Source organism: Opitutus terrae PB90-1 (genome assembly GCF_000019965.1).
GTDB lineage: Bacteria > Verrucomicrobiota > Verrucomicrobiia > Opitutales > Opitutaceae > Opitutus > Opitutus terrae.
Window position 1 is genome coordinate 545,628 of the sequence record NC_010571.1, and the last position, 23,313, is coordinate 568,940.

Consider the following 23,313-nt stretch of genomic DNA (forward strand, 5'->3'; position numbering starts at 1 on the left):
TCCTCGATCCGCCTCTGCTCGAATCCATGTCTCCTCCACCCGCCAGGAAAGCACCCTACGCCGAGGCGGTCATCAAGCGGCGTATTGAAGCGTGTCCGAAACTCGGCTCGTTGCAGAGCATCAACCGCGCGCTAAGCGAGCTGCTGCATTCGGAACAGAGCCTGAATTCGCAGATCGCCCAGATCATTCGCCGCGACCCTTCGCTGACCGCGCGGCTGCTGCGGATGGTGAACTCGGTGTACTACGGGCTCTCCGCGCAGATCAACAACATCGAGGAGGCGGTCTTTTATCTCGGGCTGCGACAGATTCGCGAGCTCTCCATGGCCACGCCCGTGATCGAGGAGCTGGAAAAGCTCCAGACCCACTCTGTCACGCTCCCGTGGAAGGAGCTCTGGAATCACAGCATCGCCACGGCGATCCTCACGCGCGAAATCCTGAGCGCGACGACTTTTCAGATCGACGATGACACCGACTACCTGATCGGCCTGCTGCACAACGTCGGGAAGGTCATCATGGCGAATGCGTTTCCCGACGAACTCCAGCAGTTGATCGGCATGCACGCGCATACGCCCGCGGCCTTTTGCCGGCTCGAACGCGAGCTGATCGGATGGGATCATGCGAAGATCGGCGCGTATTATCTGGAGCAGCATCGCATCTCGGATGAGATCATCACCGCCGTGCTGCACCACAACGACCCGGCTCGCGCGCCCCAGCATCAGATGTTCGCTGCCGCGGTTCAAGTGGCCGATCACGTCGTTCGGCACGCCGGCATCACCGGCGGTTTCGAATCGGTCGCACCGGTGGAACACGAAGCCTGGCTCAAGCTCGACGGCTGGCGCATTCTCTACGGCGCCGAAGGGCCGGAAGGCATGCTCGCCCGCGCCGCGCTCGCCAACACCCTGAATCGGCTGCCGTCGATGTTGCAGGGTTTGCTGTGAACGCATGATGCAGACCAGCGTCCAGCGCCCAGAGTCCAGAGCCGGTGAACGAATCGCCGGAGTCGCCGCCGGACTATGGCGGTGGCACGGGCATCTTGCCCGTGATCCGAAGCCACGGGCGGGACGCCCGTGCCACTACGCGCCGCGCAACCGCGCGCCCTGCTTTTCGCTCTAGGCTCTCCGCTCTCGACCGACTTTCACCATGTCCACCCTGACGAGTGATTCCACCACAGGCGGAGCGATGTCGCCGGGCGATGTCAGCCTCGGACCGTGGGAGAACAGCGCTGACCCCGCGTATTGCCGCGACCTGAAGGGTCGGCTCATCGCAGCCAATCTCTCCTTCGCGCGCAAGTTCGGCCGTCCCCAGACCGGTCTCGCCGGTTTGCTCATGGCGGAGTTCATTCACCCGGACGATCTCGCCGCGTTCAACGCCACGTTCGTCGAACTCGCGGAGCCGCCCTACCGTGCCGTTTCGGAGTCCCGCTGGATAACGCCGCAGGGCGTGCGCTGGTTTTCCTGGGAAAAGACGTCGATCCGCGACGCGTCCGGCGCCATCGTCGCCGTCCGCGGCGTCGGGCGCGACATCACGCGGCAGCGGATGGCCGAGGAGCAGTTTTATCGGCTTTCGCGCGCTATCGAGCAGTCGCCGGTCGCGATCGTCATCACCGATCTCGATGGTCGCGCGCAATACGTGAACCCGAAGTTCACCGAAGTGTCCGGCCGCACCCTGGAAGACATTCTCGACCGCAAGATCGAAGTCCTGCGCGACGGTCATCCCGACGAGGATTCCTACCGCAAGTTCTGGGACACCGTGCGCGCGGGCGGCGAATGGCGCGGCGAACTCGCCACGCGGCGGCCCGACGGCACGACCGTGTGGGAATCGGTGAAAGTCTCCTGTCTGCGCAATCCCACCGGCGAGATTACCAATCTCCTGTGCATGCGCGAGGACATCACCAGCCGGAAAGCCCTCGAGGCGGAACTGCGGCAGGCGCACAAGATGGAGAGCCTCGGCACGCTCGCCGGCGGCATCGCGCATGATTTCAACAACCTGCTCGCGATTATTCACGGCTATTCCGAGTTCTGTCTGCAGGGCGCCGCGGAGCCGGCGGTGATGCAGAAAAGCCTGCAGGAAATCCACCGCGCCGCGCAGCGCGCCAGCGGGCTCGTGAAGCAGATCCTCACCTTCAGCCGCAAAGCCGAGATCCGCTACGCCCCGGTCGACCTGAACCAACTCGCGCGCGACCTCGTGGCGCTGATGTCCGAGACGTTCCCACGCACGATCACCTTCACCCTCGATCTCGCGGAAAAGTTGCCGCCGCTCCTCGCGGACCAGACCCAAGTGCAGCAAATCGTGCTCAACCTGTGCGTGAACGCACGCGACGCGATGCCGGACGGCGGCTCGATCGTCGTGTCCACCGCGATCCGGCTGGGCGCGGAATTGCAGTCGCGTCACTACTCCGCCGAGCCGGTGCGACGCTACGCCTGCCTGAGCATTGCCGACAGCGGCAGCGGGATGACGCCGGAAGTTTGCTCGCGCATTTTCGAGCCGTTTTTCACGACAAAACAGTCAAACCAGGGCACGGGGCTGGGTCTGGCGGTCGTCTACGGCATCGCGACCAGCCACAACGGCTTCATCGACGTCGAAAGCACCGTCGGGATCGGCAGCACGTTCCGCGTCTACCTGCCGCTGGCCAGCGACACCGCCGCCACCGCCCCGGTGACCAACAGCAGCGAATTCCCGCCCGGCACGGAATCGATCCTCGTGGTCGATGACGAAGGCCCGCTCCGGATGCTGCTGTCGGCGGCTTTCACGCGCAAGGGCTACAAGGTTTGCACCGCCGCCACCGGCTCCGAAGCCATCGAAATCATTTGCGACAAGTCCCGGCCGCTGGACGCGGTGCTGCTGGATTTGAACCTCCCCGGCTCGAACGGCGTGCAGGTCCTGAAAGTCATCCGCAGCACCCGGCCGAACCTGCCGGTTCTGGTCATCAGCGGGCACATCACCCCGGAGGTTCGCACTGAATTTCAGCAGCTTAACCAGCGCGACTTTGTGCAGAAGCCTTACCGGCTCGACGAGATCGGCCGGCGTTTGCGCAAGCTGTTCGAACAATCGGCCGAAGGGCGAAAGTAAGCCGGTAAAACCGTTCAGGTTTCCGGGGCCCGGGCCGATAGACTTTCTGGGCGAATACAAGACATCCACCACCAATGGACTGTCGTATTATCAATGAATCATCGCGAACCAACGTCCGCGCCGCCGCGCGGCGTCGGCCAGGCCCTGCCTTGCCTGGTGTTTCTTCTGCTCCCCTCCCTGGCGGCCGACCGCGCCTGGTCGCGGCCCGTCTTCGGGGCCCGTGGAATCGTGGAAGCCCCCCAGTCATATTTGCCTGCGATCGGCGCCCCTTCCATGCGGTTCCTCGCGCCCACCCCGCCGCCCGATCTGGCCGGACGCCCGCCAGCCGGCGCACCGCCGCAAACGGCACCCGAAGCGGCCGACCGGCCGGATGTCGTGCTTCCCGCCACAGCTCCGGCTGGCGCCAGCACCGTACTTGCACCCGCCGTCCTTCCCGCGACCGCGGAGGCCAGCGAGTCCACCACGCCAGCGCGCCTGCCCGCTCCCATTCTGGTGGATGAACTCCGGCCGCGCGTGCGGGCCGAGGATTTCCTGCCCTATTTTCAAATTCCTTCTGAACATCCGGGTGACGCGACCGTGATCGTGCCGGTGCCGCGCGGGACCACTTCCGCCGCGCCCTTGCCGACCAGCTCCGCGACCTATACGCAAAGTCCGAAATGATCCCCGTCCTCCCGCCACCGTTTCACGCCACGCTGCGTGGGCGCTCTGTTGCGCTCTCGCGCGTCGCGCTGGCCGCGCTGGCGACGCAGCTGACGCTCCTCACCCTTCGCGCGGAGACCGCTCCGGCCCCGAAGCCACCCGCCGCCGCGCCCGCGCCGTTGCCAGCCAATCGCCGCGTGGCGGCCCCTACGCTGACGGCCCGCGAATCGCAGGGCTTGGTCAAACTCGGCGGCAATCTTACGGAGCGCGGTGATTTCGACGCGGCCGAGATCGCCTACCGCCAGGTCCTCGACGGCAAAGCGCCGCTCGAGACCACGCAGGCCGCCCTGCTCGGGCTCGCGCACATGCACCGCAAGCAAGGCGCGCTCACCAAAGCCGCCGCGATCTACGAGCGCTTCCTCAAGGATTTTCCCAGCGACGATCGCGTGCCCGACGCGTTGCTCGAACTCGGCCGCACCTTGCGCGACATGGGCGCACCCCGGCTCGCGATCTCCCGGTTCTACAACGTCATCAATTCGACGTTGAAGCTGCCCGCCAACCACGGCTTCGAGCACTACCAGTTGCTCGCGAAAACGGCGCAGTTCGAAGTCGCCGAGACGCACTTTCAGAACGGCGATTACGCCGAAGCCAACAAGTTCTACTCGCGGCTGCGGATGCTCGACCTCGCGCCCGAGGACCGTGCCCGTGCCCAGTTCAAATCCGCCTACTCGCTCCAGCTCGCCGGTGACAATGAAGGCGCCGCTAACGGCCTGCGCTCGTTCATCGAACAGTGGCCCGACGACGAAAATGTCCCGCAAGCGCGCTACCTGCTCGCTTCGAGTCTGCGCACGCTGAACCGGCCGCAGGAGGCCCTCACCGCCACGCTCGATCTGTTGCGCGCCGAGCGCAGCCGTTCGAGTGCCGACTCGAAGCGCTGGGCCTACTGGCAACGCCGCACGGGCAATCAGCTCGCCAATGGTTTCTTTCAAAACGGCGACATCCTGAACGCGCTGGCGATCTACCATGGGCTGGCCGCGCTGAGCGACGATCCGGTGTGGCGCATCCCGGTCACGTACCAGATCGCCCAGTGCTACGAGCGGCTCGGCGATCTCGATCGCGCCACGAAAACCTACCGCGTGATCGTCGACACCTCGGTGGGCCAAACGTCCCCCGAAGTCACCGAGACCGCCCGGCTGGCTGGCGCCCGGTTGACGCACGTCGACTGGCGGAGTGACACGGATCGCCAAGTGGCCGCACTTTTCGACTCGACCACCGGGCAGGCGCGGGACGCTGATGTAAAGGCGCCCTTCCCCCATGACCCCGATCGAAGCCCTTCGCCAACACCGCCAGCTCTGTGACGAGCTGCACCAGTGCGCGCTCGAGGAGAATCGTTTTCTCCGCCAGCAGCAGCGCCCGCTTTCCGCCGAGCTCGTTCAGCGCAAAGGCGAGCTGTTGAAGCGACTGGACGCTTCCTTGGCCGACCTGCGCACAATTCCCGCCGGCCGGCTGCGCGAGCCGGAAGCACGTGAACTGCTCGAGCACACCCGCGGCCGGATCCTGCAGATTCTCCAGCTCGATAAGGAAAACGAACAGCTCCTGCTGCGGTTCAGCCTGTCCGGGCCGAAACCTGTCGCCCCATCCGTGAGCCCGTCGCTCGCGATGCTGCAGAAGATCTACTCGCGGATTTCGTAGCCTGCTCGGGCGAGGCCTGCTGTTTCCGCCACATCAGGTCTCGCTGATAATTGGCGTTTCAACGCGGTGCGCCGCAGCTAGGCTCGCGGCATGACGAGCCGCAGTCTCGGACACCGCGCCCCGCTGCTCTGGCTGGTGCTGCCGATGATCGCCGGTCTCGTGCTGGCGCGCCTGTTCGCCTTGCCGCCCCCCGGATGGCTGCTCGCCCTCGCGAGCGCGACTGGCCTCGCAGCCTTGCTGGCCAGCCGGACGAATCGTGCCGCGGCGGTACCTTGTCTTGTCGTGACGATGCTGCTGACGGGCGCGGCAAGCTATGCGTTGCACCGGCCCGTCATCGCCGATTGGTACGCACTTCCTCCGCGCGAAGCCCGACTCAGCCTGCAAGTCGACCGGCTTTTCCCGCAGGCCGAGGGCAGGCGCGTCGCCGGACTCGCCACGATTCGCACCGCCAACGATCCGTTGCAGGAACTCGCCGGACAGCGCGTCTACTTCTCGCTCAACACCCGGGCAGGAGTCCCGTCGCCGGTCCGCTCGGCCGTGATTTCCGCGGTGGGCATCATCGCCGCGCTCCCGCGCGATCCGCCGGCCACATCGTTCGACGGATATCTCGCGAATGCGGGCATCAATTTTCGGATGTCGCGCGGACGGGTGCTGGCGGAGGAGCGGCCCGGTTCCGCCTACCACCGGTTCTGCGCCCGGCAGGCGCAGCGGTTCACGGCGATTCTCGGTGCCGGCATCGAGGCGAAACGGCCGGGACTCGTCGGCGTGTATCGCGCCATGCTGCTCGGCGAGCAGCACGAGCTGAGCGATGAGCAGAAGACGGTGTTCCGGCAAAGCGGCACGATGCACGTGTTTTCGATCAGCGGGCTGCACATCGCGGCGATCGCGGGCGGACTCTACGCGCTGCTGTTGCTGCTGCGGCTGCCGCGGATCCTGCAATTCGTGATCGGCTGCGTCGCGTTGTGGCTCTACGTCGACATCACTGGTGCGGCGCCCTCGGCGGTGCGGGCGTTCGTAATGGTGGCGCTGGTGCAGGCCTCGCTCGTGTTGTGCGTTCCCCGCAATCCGCTTTCGGCGCTCGCCGCCTCGGCGCTGCTCGTCGCGGTTTTCGCGCCGATGCAGGTGTTCAGTTCGAGTTTTCAGATGAGCTACGGGATCGTGCTCGCGCTGCTGCTGTTCGGGCTCCCGCTCGCGGATCAACTGCACGCGCGGCTGGCGTGGTTCCAAGATCTCCCGCGCGCGACCTGGCGCTGGCATCATCGCGCGCGCGCGGCCGGGTGGCACGCCACGCTCACCGCCGTCGCGATCGGCATCGCGGCCTCGCTCGTCAGCGCCGTGACCGGGATCATGTTCTTCGGCCTGTTCACGCCGGGCTCGCTGCTGGCGAACCTGTGGCTGATTCCGGCGGCCAGCGCGGTCATTCTCGCGGGATTCGTCTCGATGGTTTGCGGCGTGCTCGGGTTTACCACCGGCAGTGTGCTGGCGAACCATGCCGCGGCGCTTCTGCTCTGGGGCATCGACGCGGGCGTCGAGGCTTTCGTGTCGCTGCCGGGCGCATGGTTCAACGCGAGCTTCCGCCCACCGTGGCTCGGCGGTTGCGCGCTGGCCGCGCTGCTCGGCACGATGGTGAGCGGTTACGCCGGCCGGTGGGCCGGCTGGCAACGCGGCTTCTGGCTGCCGTTTGCCGTCGTGGCCGCGACGCTCGCCTTCGCCGTGCGCTTCGGCTGAGACGGGCCGCATACGCGTGTCGAGACCCACCAAGGCAGGCGCTCGCTCCGCGAGCGTCGCAGCAATTGCTTTCTTTCGTCGATTTCCTGTGTTTCGTGGAGCCGATGAAAAGCGCCTACGAACTCGCCATGGAGCGACTCGCCAAATCCGACCCCGATTCCAGCCGACCGCTCACCCGGGAGCAGAAGGAACGGTTGGCCGAGATTGATCGCATTTATCAGGGCAAGCTCGCGGAGCGGGAGATTTTTCTGAAGAAGCAACTCAACGACGCCCTCGCCGACGGCAAGGCCGACGAATACCAGAAAATCCAGCAGCAGATCGTGAGCGAGCGGGCACGGATCGAAGAGGAGCGCGAAGAGGAAAAGGAACGTGTTCGGCGCGCAACGTAGGGCGCGTTACCCTTGAGGCGCCGCTGCCTTTCGCGGAGCGGCAGGTCGGACACCCCCGGCTACTCGGAAAACTCGAAATCCGCCACCAGCGCGTGATGGTCCGATGCGAGCGTCGGGCTCACCGCATGCTGCACCGCACGCAACGGCGCGTTGTAGAAGATGTGATCGAGAATATACGGCCGGCGGCGCCAGGTGGTTTTGGTGCGCTGCACGGTCGAGAATCCGGCGGGTGCGAATTGCGCGATCAACGCGTCGTGGCCGCTCACGTTGAAATCACCGCTCAGCAAGGTGGGTCCCTCACAGGCGGCGAGTTCGGCCACGACCCGGCGGCGTTGCTCGGGATGCCGCGCGCTGCTCGTGTGCAGCATGAAGAACGCGAGCAGGTGCGTGTTGAACAGCTGCACCTCGCGACCCAGCAGGGTGGTCTTGGCCCCGATCATCGCCCGGTCGGTGGGCGTCGTCCGCCGGCCTTCGAACTCAAACTCCACCGGGGGTGACGGCAGATCAATTTTCCGGCGCTCGCGCAACGGCGTGCGCGAAAAAATCGCGAGCCCGATCCCGAACGGCAGCTCGCGCGGATCCGCTTTCGGATACGCGAACCAGCTGTCGTAGTCGCGCAACGTTTCGCGCAACCGCGTGTAGTTCGGCGCCGGCTCGACCTGGCGTCCCTCCGGCAGCGCGTGCTCGACCTCCTGCAGCATGATCACGTCGGCGTCATGGCGCCGGATTTCCGCAATCGTCTGCTCAATCCGGATCGGCGCAGCGTCCGGCGCGGCCTCGTCCCAGCCCTGGCCGAACTGCATGTTGAACTGGAGCAAGCGAAAGGTCTTCATGCGCGTCTTTTCACCGGCCCAGAGCCTCGGCCCCCTCGCGTCGGAAAACAAAACGGTTGAACGGGACGCCGCCAGCTCGACGCAGCTGCGGTGTGCGGCCGATCCGGACGCGCTCGACGGGGCTGCGCGCCATCAGAAAACCCGCCGCGCGTTGCCGGTCAGGGCGGAGCAACCCGGAAGCAAGGCGCGGATACGCGGTGCTGCGACCGCGCGGCAGCCGAAGCGCGTCACCGGACGCGCGGAACGTTTCCACCGGTCGGGCCGACGCACTGAAACGATCCAAATTTCCTGCCCCGGGTTCGACTCCCGCCGCCTGCGCGGAGCTCATTGCCCAGACGAACCCGATTCCCGCCAGCCAGACAAAGGTGGAGCCGGACAGCTTCATGCGCGTCATCCGAAAGCAAGCCACGGCCCGTCGTAGCGGCAACCCTTTAGTGGGTCGATGACCGGGCGGCGCACGTCACACTTTCTGGCCAGGGCGGGACCCGGCCTCCGACGAAAGCTACGGCGGGCAAGCTGCTCATGCCACGTGGCGCGGGCGTCCCGCCCGTGGGTTGGCAGGCGACGGACCGCAACCGCGCTGCGCATGGACGTGCGCGCCGTCGCTCGGGTACGGTTCAGTTTACTCAGGTTCCGCGGTCCCTTCGACGACCCAGTTGCGGGCCTCGGGAACTTGCACGAAAAACGCGTGCAGTGCCGCGCTCAAGTGTTCCGCGTAGCGGAAATGCGCGCCCATCCCGGTGCGCAGTTCGGCCTCGTAGATGAATTTGTCGGCGTGCGTGCTGTGCTCGAACGGCGTCTGCGCGCCGAGCAGCAGTGAGTAAACGTAGGCCGGCGAACCGCGACGCATCAGTTCGCGCGTGAGTTCGAGTTGCCCCTGCAGCAGCCGCGCGTGCGGCGCGCGATCGATCTCGGCCGGCAAATAGAATCCGGCCTGGATCAACGGCGTGTACCGGTGTCCGGTGCGGTGGCGGTTGAGGTCACGGAGCTCGGCCAGCGCCATGTTGTTCCAGGCAAAGGTCACGCGCATCCGACGCGTGGCCGAGCCCTGATGGCCGTAGCGATTGGCGCGATGGCGCAGCGCCTCGGCGATCGGCTGCGCCTCGGGCAGCCATGGCGGCGTGGCGCGATCCACGTGCACCCAAACCTCGTCGGCAAGGGAGGCGGACGAAAGCCGCTCCTGGCCGAGCTTCAGGCTCGTGGCGAGTTCCTGTTCGGCCTGCACCGCGTAGGACGGGTCGGCGAAACTGTGCCGCATCAGCCGCGGCGCCTGTTTCATCAACTCGTCGCGGATCAGCTTCGCGGCGGCCCGCGCTTCCGGATGCGCAAGCGAGTCGAGATGCTTCACCGTGGTCGCCCACATTCGCGCCGTCTGGACGAGGCCGACGTTCGTACGGGTGGCGAGCGGAATGAAGTAGCGCGCGCGATCCAGCGCGTAGTTCTTGCGCAGCCGCGCGACGACGGCGGGCTTCGCGTCGGGTGGCACGCGTACCAGCGAAGGATTCGCGAGCGCGGCGGCGTCGAGCCGCTGATATTCCGCGTTGTAGGCGGCGAACGCGTCGCCCATGAGCGCGAGCCAGCGCGGCGCGAGATCCTCCGGCACGCCGAGTTCAGCGGGCAGCGGCAGATTCGCCGGATCCATCGTGATGTAGCGCGTGCTCGACTCCTGGCCATCGGCCATGGGCGCGAGCTCAAAAAGTTTGTAGGCGAGCCACATCGAGACGCCGTCCAGCGCGATGGCGAGTCCACCCGTGAGCCCGCCGATCGAAGCGTGACCGTAGTCGACGAACTTAAGGATCCGATCGATGGAGGCGTCGGGATTGGCGAGGTCGACCTTGGAAAGGATGGAGGCGATGCCCTCGTTGCTGCGCGAATAGCGGGCGAGCACCGAGGCGAGGAGTTCGGGGGTGACTTTGGGGAGGTCGGCCGCGGAAGGAGGAGGAACGAGGGCGAGTCCGGTGATGCGCATGGAGTAGGAGAATGGCCGCAAAGAGGCACAAAAGGCGCAAGACGGGAATCGTGAAAGCGTCCAAGCAGGTGAGGCTGACGTCCCCGTAACCCGCTTTCCCGCCGCGCCGTCAATTCGGCCAACACTCTCACCGGCATGAATGCAAAAATCATCCTGATTGCGCTAGCGTGTGGTGCGCCTTTGGCCGCTTTCGCCGGCACCCATGTATCGGTTGGCGTGACGATTGGCCGGCCGGCGCCGATCATCATCGCGCGGCCGCCACCCGTGCGGGTGTCAGAGGCGCGCACGCTGCCGCCGACGCCAGACTATGTTTGGATCGAGGGCCACTATACTTGGCAGAACCAGCAGTGGGTCTGGATCCCGGCCGCGTGGGTGCAGCCGCCGCAGCCCAGCGCGGTGTGGGTTGCGCCCCGTTGGGACGCCGCGGCGCAATCGTGGACGGACGGCTATTGGCAAGTGACTCAAACGCAGCCGACGACGCCACCGCCGCCAGTCGCTGTCGCCGCACCCACGGGCCCGACCGTCGTGATCACCACGCCGCCTCCCCCGCCGCGGCGAGAGCATCGCGGCTATCGACCAGGTCGCGCTTACGTATGGATCGACGGATACTGGGCGCTACGGCACGGCCATCACGTGTGGGTGTCCGGCTACTGGACCCGGCCGCCACACGGGCATGGGCATTGGGTGGCGCCGCGCTGGGACCACCGCGGCGGGAGCTACGTTTTCATCGAGGGCTTCTGGCGGTAGCGAGATGATTCGATCAGTCCCCCGGCCGGCGACAGGTCATCCTGTAGGGCGAGATCTCCTGATCCCGCCGGTTGCGCGCAAGTCCGAACGCCACTCTCTGCGGCGGGTCAGGCGAGCCCCGCTCTACAAATCGGCGCTGCTCAGCGCGCGAGCAGCCAGGCGCCGAGGGGGCCCTGATAGACGCCGAAAAGGATCGAGCACAGCGCCAGCGTCGCGAGCGCGACGCCTGCGGCTGCGCCGACTGGGGTCCGCGCCGGCCGCGGGTTCACTGCGTCAGCCGGGGGCGTCCACGTCTCGAAGAACGCGGCCTTGATCCAGCCGAAATAGTAATAGATCGAGATCACCACGCCCACGATCGCGACGGCGAGCAGCCCGTAGAAGCCGGCCTTGAATGCCGCAATGAACACGAAGAGTTTTCCCATGAACCCGGCGAGCGGCGGGATGCCAGCGAGCGAGCCGAGCGCGACCGCCAGGATGGCCGCGAGGAAGGGATCCTCCTTCGCGAGCCCGGCGTAGTGATCGAGTTCCTGTTCGGCGTCGTCGGCGCCCGCCAGATGCGCCATCACCCCGAATACCGCGAACGTCGCGAGCAGGTACGCGAACAGGTAAAACAGCACCGCGCCGACGGCGGACGGAACCGAATGCGACGCGATGATGCCGATCAGCAGAAAGCCCGCGTGCGACACGCCGGAGAGACCAATCAACCGCTTTACGTTGTGCTGGGTGAGCGCGGCGATGTTGCCGAACAGGATCGTAGCCACCGCCATCGCGACCAACACCGGCTGGACGAGCCACCAGTACGGCCCGAACACGCTGTTCACCAGCACGAGCAGGATCGCGAATCCGGCTGCCTTTGACGACACGGCGAGGAACGCGGTCGTGGGCGTGGGCGCCCCTTGATACACGTCGGGAATCCAGATCTGGAACGGAAACGCGCCGATCTTGAAGGCGATGCCGGACAGCACCAATACGATGCCAGCGGCCGCGAGGAAGTTGTCCGGATTGAGCGCGAGGAACCGCGTGAGCGCGGCAAAATTCATCGGATCCGCCGTGTGGCCCTCGAGCGCCGGATTGCCGGCGACGCCGTAGAGCAGGACGATGCCGAACAGCAGCAGCGACGAGCTCAGCGCACCCATGATCAGGTATTTCAGCCCCGCCTCCAGCGACAGCGGGCTCGTGCGGAAGTAACTGACCAGAATGTAAAGTCCGACCGTGAGCGTCTCCAGCGCGACAAAGAACAGGACGAAGTGGTTCGCCTGCGCGAGCAGCATCATCGCCGCGGTGGCCACGAGCACGATGTGGTAAAACTCGATCCGCGGCAGCTGCTGTTTCGCGAGGCTGACGCGTGCGAGAATGCTGACAAAAATCGACGACAGGAGGAAGAACACGCGCATCGCCTGGCCCACATAGCTGAACTGGAGCAGGCCGCTGAACGCGTCGTTGCGTCCGAGGAACGGCGAATGGAAGTCCCACGCAACCCAGCCGAGAATGCCAAACTGGCCGATGATCGCGATCGTCGCGATGAGGTCGTGCCGTTTTTTCGGCAGCACCATCTCCACCACGAGCAGCAGCAACGCGAGGCAGCCGAGTGCGATCTCGGGGATGAGCCCGGACCACTCGTTCAACGAGGCGGCGTGTTTGACGGCTTCGAGATTCATGGCGACGTCGGAAGAGCCCGCGAATCACGCGAATCCACGCGAACGGCGCGGGGCCGGGAAGGGATACGATCGTTTATGCGGGCGACCAGCCTGCGGTGATCCACCGGACGATCGGCGGTGGTATCGCGTTCCGCGCGGAGAAAGGCTTTCAGGTTCGCGTCCATTCGCGTGATTAGCGGGCGACGGCGGTTTGAATGGCTGCGGCGGGCGCGGATGCGCTCAACGCGGCGTTGATCGGCGTGGAGATCGACTTCGGCCAGAAGCCGACAAAAAGCAGCGCCGCGAGCAGGATCAACGCGGGCACCTTCTCGGACCAGCGGAGATCGGCCGGCGGATGCTGCGCCGTGACGGTCGCCAGCGCGGCGGTCGGCGCGCCGAAGAAAACGTTCGCCACCGAGCGCAACCCATAGATCGCGGAAATGATGATGCCGCTCACCGCCAGCGCCGTGATCAACGGTGAAAACCGCCACAGCGCGATGAAGATGGTGAACTCGCCCCAGAAATTTGCGAAGCCTGGCAGCCCGATGCTCGCGAATGTCGCCGCGGTGAAGAACGCGGCGAGCACCGGCGTTTTCTGCGCAAGTCCGCCCATCTCGTCCATGGCGAACGTGTGCGTACGATGATGAATCGACGTCGCCAGCAGGAACAACAGCGCCACCGAGAGGCCGTGTGCCACCATGATCATCACGACGCCGCCGACGCCGAGCGTGCTGCCCGCCGCGATGCCGAGGAACGCATAACCCATGTGCATGACCGAGCTGTAACCGATCATCTGCTTCAGGTCGCGTTGCGCCATCGTGATGAGGCCGACGACGAGCACATTGCCGATCACAGCGAGCCACGCCAGCGGGTGCGACCAGTGCGCAAGGCCGGCGGGCAGCAGCGGTAGCGCAACCTGAATGAGACCGTACAAGCCGAACTTCTTGAGCACGCCGGCGTGCAGCATCGCGGCCGAGCTGGGAGCCGCGCCGTAGCCCAGCGGCGCCCAGGTGTGGAACGGCCAGAGCGAAACCAGGATGCCGAACCCGAACATCAGCACCGCAAAGATATTCTGCTGCAGCGTCTCGCCCAGCGGCTGGCCGGCGACGTATTGGCGCAGCGTGATCAGGTCGAAGGAGTTCGCCCCACTCTTCACGTAGAGCGCGATCAGCCCCAGCAGCGACAGCATCGCGCCCACGGTGAGATAGATCGTCAGCTTCATCGCGGCGTAGCTGCGATCGCGGCCTCCCCACACGCCGACCATGATGAACGTCGGAATCAGCGCGAGTTCGTGGAAAAAATAGAAGAAGAAGACGTCGACGCTCGCGAACACGCCCAGCAGTCCGCCCTGCATGATCAGCAGGAGCATCAGGTAAATCTTCAGTCGCTCCGCCTGTGATTGGATCGCGTAGAGGCCGGCCGCGAGGCCGACGAGCGCGGCGAGCACAAACAGCGGCAGCGAGATGCCGTTGAGCCCCAGCTTGAGGCCGATGCCATAGGCGCTGAGCCCCGTCGGATAGTTCGTCAAAAACGCGTAGCCGTTCTCCTGCGGAACGGCGCTGAAGTGCCACCATACGTGCAGCGCGAGCAGCGCGGGAATTCCGAACGCCACGTAGGCCAGTCGGACCGACCAGCGTTTCGGCAGCCCGGCGGCGATGGCGAGCGCCAGCGCGAGCGGGGACGCGATCGAGACGAGGAGAGGATCGAAGGGCAGATTGCTCATCGCGAAAGCCGGACACAAACCAACCACCGATTACACGGATTCACATGGCTCGATCCGATCGGAATCATTACAGAAGAGAACGAAGGAAACGAAGTATCGCCGGCAAACGAGGAGACCTTCGTTCCCTTCGTTGCCTTCTGTAGAAAAGGTTCGACATCGAAGCTCATCACAGCACTCCCTTCGCGAACAGCCAGAGGACGGCGACGCCGCCGAGGAACCAATACACGTAAGCGTTCAGCTTGCCGACGTGCACGGCGCGCGCGCCGAGCCCGAAAAGTCCGACCACGCCGGCGAGTCCGCGGATGATCAGGCCGGCGAGGAAGATCTGCTCGAGGAAGTTCAGCAGCATCGCGAACCGCTGCTGCACTTTCGCCACGTAGTAATCGTAGGCGGCGTCGAACGAATTGCGCAGTCCAACCAGCGAGGTGAACGCACCGGGCGACTTCACCGCGAGGGCGTCCTCGGCCCCCGGCCGATAGAAGGCGTAGCCGGCTCCCGCGCCGATCACCATCACCGCCAGGCTCGTCAGCAGGATCGTGGTATGCGTGCTGCCGTGCGCCTCGGGCACAAGATCGAGCACGCCGGTGAACACGTCGGGATAGAGGCCGATGTAGCCGCCCAGGATCGCGAGCGCGGCGAGAACGATCAGCGGCATCGTCAACACGCTGCCGCTTTCGTGTGCATGCTCCGCGTGTTCGCTGCGTGGCGCGCCGAAGAAGGTGATCTTCCACACGCGCACCATATAGCACGCGGTGAGGATCGCGGTGAATGCGAGCACCACGAAGACGGCGGCATTCTTTTGGTACGCGAGGAGCAGGATCGCGTCCTTCGAGAAAAAGCCGGCGAGTCCCGGCATGCCAATGATCGCGAGCACGCCGATCGTGAAGGTGGCGAACGTGACCGGCATCCGCTTCACCAGTCCGCCCATCTTGAAAATGTCCTGTTCGTGGTGACAGCCGTGGATGACCGAGCCAGAGCCGAGGAAGAGCAGTGCCTTGAAAAAGGCGTGCGTGACGAGGTGGAACATCGCCGCGCCCACGCCGGCGGCGATCACGATCTCGTGCACGGCGCCGCCCATCTCGTGTCGCTCCGCGAGCGAACCGAGTCCGAACGCCGCCACCATGTAGCCGAGTTGGGAGAGCGTGGAGTAAGCGAGGACCTTTTTGATGTCGCTCTGCACGATGGCGCAGAGCGCGGCGTAGAGCGCAGTGGCGGTGCCGACCCACATGATCACGGTGAGCGCCTCGGGCACCATCAGCACGTTGATCCGGCACAGCATGTAGATGCCGGCGGCGACCATCGTGGCCGCGTGGATCAAGGCGGAGACCGGCGTCGGGCCCTCCATCGCGTCGGGCAGCCAGACCTGCAGTGGCATCTGCGCGGACTTGCCGACGGCGCCGCAGAACAGCAGCAGCGGCAGCAGCGCGCCGACCGGCTGCACGCCGTCGAGTTCGCTGAGAGTCACCGTGCCGTGAACCCAGTAACACATCGCGATACCGAGCAGGAAACCAAAGTCGCCCACGCGATTGACGATGAAAGCTTTTTTGGCGGCGGCGCTGGCGGACGGACGCTCGTGCCAGTGGCCGATCAGCAGCCAGGAGCTGAAGCCGACCAGCTCCCAAAAAACGAACATCATGAACAGATTGTCGGCGACGGTGATGCCGATCATCGAGAACATGAAGATCGAGAGTCCGCCGAAGTAGCGCGCCTTGGCGGTGTCCTCGCGCATGTAACCGAACGAAAAGACGTGGATGAAGAAACCCACGACGCCGACGACGAAGAGCATCAGCGCGGCGAGATCATCGAACTTGAACCCAAGCGGGAACGAGAAGTCGCCCAGCCGCAGCCACTCGGCGGTCGCTTCGAAACGGTGATTGCCGAAGGCGAGGATCAACGCGCCGGTGGCGATCCCCGCGGCCGCGAGCACAGAAACCACGGCCGCGATCTCACCGGCCCGACGGAGGAACAACGCGATCACCGCCGCCGAGGCGAGCGGCAGAAGCAGGACGAGCAAAGCGAGCTGGGTCGGCGTCATGAACAGAAATCGGGCAGGGCCCCAGAGCGCACAGAGCGCAGCCGAGAGACCACAGAGAGTCGCTGGTCGGCGGATGTCGGAACGCTGCTAATACCCGGTGTCATGTTGTATTTCTCTGTGATCTCTGTGTCTGGGCTCTGTGGTCTCTGTGACAGAAATCGCCTCAGTTTTTCAGGCTGTTGAGTTCGTCGACCTCGACCGTCTGGCGCTTGCGGAAGAGCGCAACGATGATGGCGAGACCGACGGCGACCTCCGCCGCGGCGACGGTCAGGATGAAGAACACAAACACGTTGCCGCCGCCGGTCCCGTTGAACCGGGAGAATGCGACGAAGCCGAGCGTCGACGCGACGAGCATCAGCTCGAGTCCCATGAACAGGATCAGCGTATTGCGGCGGAAGAGCACACCGATGAAGCCGATCGCGAACAGCACGGCACTGAGCACGAGGTAGGTGTTGAGCGTGGCCGGGATCATTTCGCTCCCTCCGTGGTGTCGAACTTCTTGCTGAGCACGATCACGCCGAGCATCGCGATGAGCAGGAGGAAACCGACGATCTGCACCGGCAGCAGGTAGGTGGTGAACAGCTCGTACGCGTAGACCTTGAGCGAAGCGCCGACGGCGGTTGGTACCGGCGCGGCGGCAAGGCCGGGCGCCTGATAAAGTGTGAGCACGCCGACCGCGAGCAGCGCGACGGAGACCAGCGTCGCGAACATGCCGAGCGGCCGGCGCGGGCGAACCTTAGTCGTGTGGGTGTCGAGCAGCATCACGATAAAGAGGAACAGCGCGGCGACTGCCCCCGCATAGACCAGCAGCAGCACGAACGCGAGCAGGTAGGCCTCGAGCATCACGAAGAGGCCCGTCACGCCGATCAACGAAAGCATGAAGCACATCGCGGCGTTGACCGTGTTGCGATTGAGCACGGCGCCGAGCGCGGCAATCACCGCGAGCAGGACGAAGACGTTGAAGAGGAACGAGGCCATGATCTCAGTGGTGCGCCTTGTTGTGCAGCTCGGCGGCCTTCTTCTTGTCCCATTTGAAATGCTGGTCGGGCAGCGTGCCGCCGAGCTCGTAGAGCCGCTGCTTGTTGTTGACCATTTCGGCGCGGGTGTAGCCGGTCATCGTGTACTGCTGCTGCAGGAAAATCGCCTCCTCGGGACAAACCTCCTGGCACATGCCGCAGTAGATGCAGCGGAGCATGTCGATCTCGAACTCGCGTGGCGCGCGCTCGACGTGCGCGGTCGGCGCATCGGCGGCAATCTCGCCCGGCCAGATCCGGATCGCCTTCGGCGGGCAGACGAATTCGCACAACTGGCAGGAGACGCATTTCTCGCGGCCGTTCGGATCCTTCACCAGCGTGGGCACGCCGCGATAGCCGGGCGGGATTGCCGGCCGCTGCTCCGGATACTCCATCGTCTGCTTCTTGCGGACGAGATGGCGGAACGTGGTCTTCAGCCCGCCGAGGATTTGCGGGATGTAGGTGCGCTCGGCGAGAGTGAGCGGCTTACGTTCGACGGGGACGACGGGCATTGGGAAGGAGTTAGATTGTCGCAGCTTTCTGCGGCCGGAACATGAAGGCCAGGAACCCGAGCGTGGCCACGGCGATCACCGCGTAGGCGGGCAGCCCCAGCTGCAGGTCCTTCGCGGCGATGACCGCCGCGTAGAAAATGAGATTGGCGATGGAGAGCGGGAGAAGCTTGCGCCAGCCGATCTGCATCACCTGGTCGTAGCGGAACCGCGGCAGCGTCCAGCGGACCCACATGAAGAAGAAGATCATCGCGAGGACCTTCGCGAGGAAGATGACGATCGACAACACGCCGAGCAGGAAGGGGTGGCTGGTGAGGTTCAGCCACTCGGCCAGCGTGGTGAGCGGGAGCCAGGGCAGCGGATTCCAACCGCCGCCGAAGAGCAGCATGAACACCGCGGAACCCACGATCATGTGCGAATACTCCGCGACAAAGAACAGGCCCCACTTGAACGCGCCGTATTCGGTGTGGAAACTGCCGACAAGGTCCGCCTCCGACTCGATCGTGTCGAACGGCTGGCGATTCGTTTCGGCAAACAGCGCGACGAGGAAGATGAACGCGGACACCGGCATGTAGAAGCCGAACCAGAGTCCGTTGAGCTGCGGGAACGTGCCGCTCTGCATCTCGACCGCACGCGTGAAGCCCATCGTCGCCTCCGCGCCGGGCGTGTTGATCCAGAGGAAAACCGGCAGCACGGCGAGCGTCATCGAAAGCTCGTAGGAGATCAGCTGCGCCGAGGCGCGAATGCTCCCGAGGAACGGATACTTCGAATTCGAGGCCCAGCCGGCGAGGATCAGCGAGTAGACGCTGAGCGAGGCGACCGCAAACACGCCGAGGATGCCGATGTCGACCGGCGCGAGTCCGAGTGCGATCAACCGCCCCGCCTCGTCCAGGTAGGCGCCGAACGGCACGACGGTCACGGTCGTCAGCGCAGGGATCATCGCGAGGATCGGCGCCGCGATGAAGTAGAACTTGTTTACGTGTCCCGGCGTGGAGTCTTCCTTGAAGAGCATCTTGCCGCCGTCGGCCATGACGTGAAACAGGCCGAGCCGCTGCAGGAACCGGCCGAGGAACGGAATCCACCCGATCCACGGCACGATGGCGCGGTTCGGCCCCGGACGATCCTGCACCCACGCCGCGACCTTGCGCTCCGCCATCGAGCAGATGCCCGCGATCGGGAAGATCACGAGGATCACCGCCAGGCCCTTGAGCAGACCCTGGATGAGCGGGTGGAGGTTGAAATAGAAGTCAGCGATCACGGGAGGTAACAGAAATAGGTAGGGCGCGACCGCTGGGCGCGCCAGCAACGACGAACCAGACGGCCCGGCGGTCCGTCCCTACCACGTCGATGGACAGCTGAAGCGCGTTCATGAGTTCGACGGTGTCGAAGGCTTGCTGGCCTCGGGGTTCGCGGCGCGCGACGGGCCCTTGTAGTGGAGTGATTCGCCTTCGACGAACGGCTGGTCCGCCCACGCGCTGCCGTCGAGCAGCAGGCCGCCCCATGGAATATTGCCAAAGCTCATCGTGTCGAGCGCCGGCACCTCGGCGGCGATATGCTTCCAGAGCGCGTTGATGTCGGTCGGCAACGCTGGACCGGCCTGGACTATCGCGAGCAACTGCGCGAGCGCTGTCAGATCATCGGTCGCGCCGGCCGGACCGGGAACCGCCTTCGCGAACTTCTGGATCCGGAACTGCTGATTGATGAAGGTACCGTTCTTCTCGAACACGGTACGCGTCGGCAACACGACGCGCGCCGCCGCGGTGGTCGGATTCGCGTGCGTGCCGAGGTAAACGACGGCGACTTTCGCGAGCTGCGCCGCAGTCAAACCAGCGGCGAGCAGATCCTCGCCGAGCGAGACCACCGTCTTCACCTTGTCGGCATCGATGTCGGTGCCGAGCGCATGCAAGCCGGTCACGACCGCCGGTCCGGGATGAGCGCCCGGGAGCGCGGGCAGTTCGCCCGCAGTTTCGACCGGAGCGGCCGGGACGGCCGCGCTCCCAGCAGGCCGCGACGAGGGCGTCGCGGCTCCATGATGGAGTTTGGACACGAGCCCCGTCACCAGCGCGCCGCGGAGGTTGGGCGTGCGATCCGCGGAAACGAGGATTCCGTCTCCCTGCCCCACGTAGCTGACGAGGTGCACCGACGCGCCCAGCGCCGCCACGAGCTTTTTCGCGAGGAATTGCTCCTCGACCGAGCTGCGGCCGGAAACGACGAAGGCGATGGGCTGGTGAGGCTCGCGGCCGGCGGCAAGCGCCGGCCCTACAGAACGGAGGATTTCGGCCGCGGCGGCGAAGGCGGCGTCCGCGGCGGCGTCCGCGCCGTTGACCTTCGGCGCCAGCAGCCGGTCGGGCGAATTCACCTGCTTGTAGAGCACGCGACCGCTGTCGGCCATCCAGTCGTCGTTCACCTCGTCGTTGCGCCGCGGAGTGATCCGATAGATCACGCCCTCGCGCGACCAGACGATCGTGTTCGCGCCGGCCGACGACTCGGTGTCGATGCTGTTCGTCTGCTTCAGGAACCAGACGCGCATCTTGAACCGAAAATCCGTCGAAGTGAGCGCGCCGACCGGGCAGATATCCACGGTACAGAGCGAGTAGTTGTTCGCGAGCGGCTTGCCGGGGAAACACGTCAGCGTCGAATAGCTGCCGCGGTCGATGAAGCCGAGCACGTCGTCCTTCACGATCTCCTTGCAGAACCGGATGCAGCGCGAGCAGAGGATGCAGCGCTCGTCATCGAGCGTCACGCGCGGGCCGAGCTGCGTGCGCTTCGGCTTGACGTTTTTCGGCTCGATGAAACGCGAGTAGCCGCGGCCGTAGCCGGTGGCCTGTTCCTGCAGCTTGCACTCGCCGGCCTGATCGCAGATCGGGCAATCGAGCGGATGATTGATCAGCAGGAACTCCATCACGCCCTCGCGGCAGTTCTTCACGAGTTCCGACGTCGTGCGGATGTGGAGACCGGGCGAGGCGTTCGTGCCGCAGCCGATCTGCGGGCGCGGGATCCAATTGATCTTCTGCTTGCCGGTGGCCGGGTCGATGACCGGCGCCTTGGTCGCGGGATCCACTGCCGGCATGCCCATCTCGACGAGACACATCCGGCAATTGCCGACGATCGAGAGCTTCGGGTGGTAGCAGTAGTGGGGCACATCCACGCCCACGAGTCGCGCGGCCTCGATTACGTTCGTGCCTTTCGGCACGGCGATCTCCTTGCCGTCGATGTTGACGGTGACGAGGTCGGGTTTGGGCGGAGCGATCATTGCAAAAGGAAAAGGGTTGCCCGCGAATCACGCGAAAGCTCGCGAATTATCCAAAAGATCGAGAGTCAGTTTCTGATTCGTGTGCATTCGCGTGATTCGCGGGCCAAAATGATTGAGTCAGACCAGGGGCAGCGCGTCGGCGGGACGCGTCTTCTTGGTTTCGTAGTAAGCTTTGAATTCGTCGCCGAATTTCTGAACGAAGCTCTGCGTCGGCCACGAGCACGCCTCGCCGAACGCACAGATCGTCCGGCCGGGAATCTGATCGGCGACACTCTTCAGCAACGCGGCGTCTTCTTCGCGGGCGTTGGCGTGCACCATGCGCGTCGTGATCCGTTTCATCCAGAGCGAGCCTTCGCGGCATGGCGTGCACTGGCCGCAACTCTCGTGGGAGTAGAACGCGTTGATGTTCGCGAGCGCCTCGACCATATTCACCGAGTCGTCCATCACGATCACGCCGCCGGAGCCGCCCATGGTGCCGATCATCGCGAGCGAGTCGAAGTCCATCGGCACGTCCTCGACGCCCCAGTCGTAGTCGACCATTTCCGTGCCCGCCTTCCGCTTGCCTTTGTAGCGTTCGCCGAAGCGCATGATCTTCGCCGACGAGCCGCCGGGGATCACGGCCTTGAATTTGCGGCCGGGCAATGGACCGCCGCAGACGTCGTTCAGCAGTTGGCCGAGCGTGACCTTGCCGGTCTCGAACTCGTAGTAGCCCGGTCGCTGCACGTGTCCGCTCACGCAGAAGATCCGCGTGCCGGTGTTGTTCGGCGTGCCGATCTTCGCAAACGCCTCGCCGCCCACCTCGGCGATATACTTCACGTGGCAGAGCGTCTCAACGTTGTTGACGATCGTCGGGCACTGGTAAACGCCGAGCACCGCCGGGAAGAACGGCGGCTTGATCCGCGGGTACGCGCGTTTGCCTTCGAGCGATTCGATCAGCCCGGTCTCTTCGCCGCAGATGTAGGCGCCGGCGCCCCGGTGCACATAGATCTCGCACGAGTAGGCCGTGCCGAGGATGTTTTTGCCGACGAAATTGTGCTCGCGCGCCTCCTGGATCGCGCGCTCGAGGATCCGCGCGCCGTGCGGGAACTCGCCGCGGATGTAGATGTAGGCCTGCTGAACGTTGTTCGCGAAGCACGAGATCATCGTGCCCTCGATCAGCTGGTGCGGATCCTGATGAATGATGTAGCGATCCTTGAACGTGCCCGGCTCCGACTCGTCCGCGTTGACGATGAGATAGATCGGCTTGCCGCTCTTGCGGTCGACCAGCCCCCACTTCACACCACACGGGAAACCGGCGCCACCGCGACCGCGCAGCCCGGACTTCTTCACCTCATCGATCAGCTCCTGCGGCGGGCGCGTGAACGCGCGCTTCATCACCTCGTAACCGCCGTTGCGCAGATAGCAGGCGATGTCGTTGGTGTAGCCGGGTTCGTCGATGTGACGAAAGATGATGCGGCGTTGTTCGGGAACTGGCATGGACGAAAGGTTATTACCCGCTAATCACGCGAATAGGTGCTAATGAGAAGAGTAGTCGGCGGTTGTGTGGATTCGCGGGGATTGGCGTGATTCGCGGGAGAAAGGATTGGGATCACCGCCGCTTCGCGGCTTCGGCTTTGATTTGCTCGGCGAGCTGCTTGGCCTTCGCGGCGTCGACGTTCTCGTGGAGATCGTCGTCGATCATCACAACGGGCGCGGTGCCGCAGCTGGCGAGACACTCGACGAACTCGACCGTCACCTCGCCGTCGGGCGAGATCTCGCCGGTCTTGGTGTTGAATTCTTTCTCAAACTGCTCGCAGACCTTGTAGCCGCCGCGCAGCGCGCACGAGAGCGTGCGGCACACCTTCACGTGGCGGCGGCCGATCGGCTTCTGCCGGAACATCGGGTAAAACGTCACGACCTCGTAAACGTTGATCGGCTGAATCTCGAGCTTCGCCGCGATCCACTCGTGCGCTTCCGCGGGAATGTAGCCGATGTCCTCTTGGATGAGGTGCAGCAGCGGCAGCGTGGCGCTCCGTTTCGTCGGGTAATGCGTGATTACCTCGTCGATTTTCTGGAGAGTTTCCGGCTTGAGATTCAT

Annotated in this window: 20 protein-coding genes; 8 read left to right on the plus strand and 12 right to left on the minus strand. The window is 64.9% G+C overall.

Going from position 1 to position 23,313, the window contains the following annotated elements; genetic code table 11:
- The first annotated feature begins 26 nt into the window (after positions 1–26).
- The 7 genes from OTER_RS02325 to OTER_RS02355 all read left to right on the plus strand — a co-directional run bounded on the left by OTER_RS02325 (position 27) and on the right by OTER_RS02355 (position 7,517).
- On the plus strand, positions 27–938 hold the full coding sequence (locus OTER_RS02325; RefSeq protein WP_044892068.1) for an HDOD domain-containing protein: 912 nt from the start codon (positions 27–29) through the stop codon (positions 936–938).
- 202 nt (positions 939–1,140) lie between these two features.
- Positions 1,141–3,069 (plus strand): hybrid sensor histidine kinase/response regulator, encoded by a 1,929-nt coding sequence (locus OTER_RS02330; RefSeq protein WP_012373291.1) that lies wholly within the window; start codon positions 1,141–1,143, stop codon positions 3,067–3,069.
- A 273-nt stretch (positions 3,070–3,342) separates the two neighbouring features.
- Positions 3,343–3,729, plus strand: a complete 387-nt coding sequence (locus tag OTER_RS02335) for a hypothetical protein (RefSeq protein WP_148217977.1) — start codon at positions 3,343–3,345, stop codon at positions 3,727–3,729.
- A complete protein-coding gene (locus tag OTER_RS02340) occupies positions 3,726–5,066 on the plus strand; it encodes a tetratricopeptide repeat protein (RefSeq protein WP_012373293.1) in 1,341 nt (446 codons plus the stop codon). The genes OTER_RS02335 and OTER_RS02340 overlap by 4 nt, the downstream gene beginning before the upstream one ends.
- Positions 5,023–5,400: a hypothetical protein gene (locus OTER_RS02345; protein ID WP_012373294.1), complete on the plus strand. Its 378-nt coding sequence runs from the start codon at positions 5,023–5,025 to the stop codon at positions 5,398–5,400. The genes OTER_RS02340 and OTER_RS02345 overlap by 44 nt, the downstream gene beginning before the upstream one ends.
- Positions 5,401–5,490: 90 nt before the next feature.
- Positions 5,491–7,128: a ComEC/Rec2 family competence protein gene (locus OTER_RS02350; RefSeq protein ID WP_012373295.1), complete on the plus strand. Its 1,638-nt coding sequence runs from the start codon at positions 5,491–5,493 to the stop codon at positions 7,126–7,128.
- A 104-nt stretch (positions 7,129–7,232) separates the two neighbouring features.
- Positions 7,233–7,517, plus strand: a complete 285-nt coding sequence (locus tag OTER_RS02355; protein WP_012373296.1) for a hypothetical protein — start codon at positions 7,233–7,235, stop codon at positions 7,515–7,517.
- Positions 7,518–7,576: 59 nt separating this feature from the next.
- On the opposite strand, the gene OTER_RS02360 is transcribed toward OTER_RS02355, so the two are convergent.
- Together OTER_RS02360 and OTER_RS02370 are read right to left on the minus strand one after the other, a co-directional pair.
- Positions 7,577–8,350 (minus strand): endonuclease/exonuclease/phosphatase family protein, encoded by a 774-nt coding sequence (locus OTER_RS02360; protein WP_012373297.1) that lies wholly within the window; start codon positions 8,348–8,350, stop codon positions 7,577–7,579.
- A 622-nt stretch (positions 8,351–8,972) separates the two neighbouring features.
- The gene (locus OTER_RS02370) at positions 8,973–10,319 is read right to left on the minus strand and encodes an FAD-dependent thymidylate synthase (protein WP_012373299.1); all 1,347 of its coding nucleotides are present in this window, start codon (positions 10,317–10,319) and stop codon (positions 8,973–8,975) included.
- Between the two features lie 135 nt (positions 10,320–10,454).
- On the opposite strand from OTER_RS02370, the gene OTER_RS23530 reads away from it, so the two are divergent.
- Positions 10,455–11,066: a YXWGXW repeat-containing protein gene (locus OTER_RS23530; RefSeq protein ID WP_012373300.1), complete on the plus strand. Its 612-nt coding sequence runs from the start codon at positions 10,455–10,457 to the stop codon at positions 11,064–11,066.
- Positions 11,067–11,206: 140 nt separating this feature from the next.
- Here OTER_RS23530 and OTER_RS02380 read toward each other — a convergent pair whose 3' ends face one another.
- From OTER_RS02380 to OTER_RS02425, 10 genes are all read right to left on the minus strand, one after another.
- Complete coding sequence (locus OTER_RS02380) at positions 11,207–12,724, minus strand: NADH-quinone oxidoreductase subunit N (RefSeq protein WP_012373301.1); 1,518 nt, start codon at positions 12,722–12,724, stop codon at positions 11,207–11,209.
- Positions 12,725–12,896: 172 nt separating this feature from the next.
- Complete coding sequence (locus tag OTER_RS02385) at positions 12,897–14,426, minus strand: complex I subunit 4 family protein (RefSeq protein ID WP_012373302.1); 1,530 nt, start codon at positions 14,424–14,426, stop codon at positions 12,897–12,899.
- 166 nt (positions 14,427–14,592) lie between these two features.
- The gene (locus OTER_RS02390) at positions 14,593–16,461 is read right to left on the minus strand and encodes an NADH-quinone oxidoreductase subunit 5 family protein (RefSeq protein WP_012373303.1); all 1,869 of its coding nucleotides are present in this window, start codon (positions 16,459–16,461) and stop codon (positions 14,593–14,595) included.
- A 163-nt stretch (positions 16,462–16,624) separates the two neighbouring features.
- The gene (nuoK, locus tag OTER_RS02395; protein WP_012373304.1) at positions 16,625–16,933 is read right to left on the minus strand and encodes an NADH-quinone oxidoreductase subunit NuoK; all 309 of its coding nucleotides are present in this window, start codon (positions 16,931–16,933) and stop codon (positions 16,625–16,627) included.
- Positions 16,930–17,439, minus strand: coding sequence for an NADH-quinone oxidoreductase subunit J family protein (locus tag OTER_RS02400; RefSeq protein ID WP_012373305.1), 510 nt, complete (start codon positions 17,437–17,439; stop codon positions 16,930–16,932). Before OTER_RS02400 ends, nuoK begins: the two co-directional genes overlap by 4 nt.
- 4 nt (positions 17,440–17,443) lie before the next feature.
- The gene (locus OTER_RS02405; RefSeq protein WP_012373306.1) at positions 17,444–17,986 is read right to left on the minus strand and encodes a NuoI/complex I 23 kDa subunit family protein; all 543 of its coding nucleotides are present in this window, start codon (positions 17,984–17,986) and stop codon (positions 17,444–17,446) included.
- A 10-nt stretch (positions 17,987–17,996) separates the two neighbouring features.
- Positions 17,997–19,241: a complex I subunit 1/NuoH family protein gene (locus OTER_RS02410; RefSeq protein WP_012373307.1), complete on the minus strand. Its 1,245-nt coding sequence runs from the start codon at positions 19,239–19,241 to the stop codon at positions 17,997–17,999.
- Positions 19,242–19,349: 108 nt separating this feature from the next.
- Positions 19,350–21,236 carry an NADH-quinone oxidoreductase subunit G gene (locus OTER_RS02415; protein WP_012373308.1) on the minus strand — a complete coding sequence of 629 codons (1,887 nt, stop codon included), beginning with the start codon at positions 21,234–21,236 and terminating at the stop codon, positions 19,350–19,352.
- Between the two features lie 117 nt (positions 21,237–21,353).
- Positions 21,354–22,712: an NADH-quinone oxidoreductase subunit NuoF gene (gene nuoF / locus OTER_RS02420; RefSeq protein ID WP_012373309.1), complete on the minus strand. Its 1,359-nt coding sequence runs from the start codon at positions 22,710–22,712 to the stop codon at positions 21,354–21,356.
- Positions 22,713–22,824: 112 nt separating this feature from the next.
- Positions 22,825–23,313, minus strand: a complete 489-nt coding sequence (locus OTER_RS02425; protein WP_012373310.1) for an NADH-quinone oxidoreductase subunit NuoE family protein — start codon at positions 23,311–23,313, stop codon at positions 22,825–22,827.

Bases quoted from the DNA above. Each gene is read 5' to 3' on its own strand.
- OTER_RS23530 (WP_012373300.1), top strand. From the start codon at position 10,455: ATGAATGCAAAAATCATCCTGATTGCGCTAGCGTGTGGTGCGCCTTTG.
- OTER_RS02335 (WP_148217977.1), top strand. From the start codon at position 3,343: ATGCGGTTCCTCGCGCCCACCCCGCCGCCCGATCTGGCCGGACGCCCG.
- OTER_RS02400 (WP_012373305.1), bottom strand. From the start codon at position 17,439: ATGGCCTCGTTCCTCTTCAACGTCTTCGTCCTGCTCGCGGTGATTGCC.
- OTER_RS02330 (WP_012373291.1), top strand. From the start codon at position 1,141: ATGTCCACCCTGACGAGTGATTCCACCACAGGCGGAGCGATGTCGCCG.
- OTER_RS02425 (WP_012373310.1), bottom strand. From the start codon at position 23,313: ATGAATCTCAAGCCGGAAACTCTCCAGAAAATCGACGAGGTAATCACG.
- OTER_RS02340 (WP_012373293.1), top strand. From the start codon at position 3,726: ATGATCCCCGTCCTCCCGCCACCGTTTCACGCCACGCTGCGTGGGCGC.
- OTER_RS02345 (WP_012373294.1), top strand. From the start codon at position 5,023: ATGACCCCGATCGAAGCCCTTCGCCAACACCGCCAGCTCTGTGACGAG.
- OTER_RS02390 (WP_012373303.1), bottom strand. From the start codon at position 16,461: ATGACGCCGACCCAGCTCGCTTTGCTCGTCCTGCTTCTGCCGCTCGCC.
- OTER_RS02405 (WP_012373306.1), bottom strand. From the start codon at position 17,986: ATGCCCGTCGTCCCCGTCGAACGTAAGCCGCTCACTCTCGCCGAGCGC.
- OTER_RS02350 (WP_012373295.1), top strand. From the start codon at position 5,491: ATGACGAGCCGCAGTCTCGGACACCGCGCCCCGCTGCTCTGGCTGGTG.
- OTER_RS02370 (WP_012373299.1), bottom strand. From the start codon at position 10,319: ATGCGCATCACCGGACTCGCCCTCGTTCCTCCTCCTTCCGCGGCCGAC.
- OTER_RS02415 (WP_012373308.1), bottom strand. From the start codon at position 21,236: ATGATCGCTCCGCCCAAACCCGACCTCGTCACCGTCAACATCGACGGC.
- nuoF (WP_012373309.1), bottom strand. From the start codon at position 22,712: ATGCCAGTTCCCGAACAACGCCGCATCATCTTTCGTCACATCGACGAA.
- nuoK (WP_012373304.1), bottom strand. From the start codon at position 16,933: ATGATCCCGGCCACGCTCAACACCTACCTCGTGCTCAGTGCCGTGCTG.
- OTER_RS02355 (WP_012373296.1), top strand. From the start codon at position 7,233: ATGAAAAGCGCCTACGAACTCGCCATGGAGCGACTCGCCAAATCCGAC.
- OTER_RS02360 (WP_012373297.1), bottom strand. From the start codon at position 8,350: ATGAAGACCTTTCGCTTGCTCCAGTTCAACATGCAGTTCGGCCAGGGC.
- OTER_RS02380 (WP_012373301.1), bottom strand. From the start codon at position 12,724: ATGAATCTCGAAGCCGTCAAACACGCCGCCTCGTTGAACGAGTGGTCC.
- OTER_RS02325 (WP_044892068.1), top strand. From the start codon at position 27: ATGTCTCCTCCACCCGCCAGGAAAGCACCCTACGCCGAGGCGGTCATC.
- OTER_RS02385 (WP_012373302.1), bottom strand. From the start codon at position 14,426: ATGAGCAATCTGCCCTTCGATCCTCTCCTCGTCTCGATCGCGTCCCCG.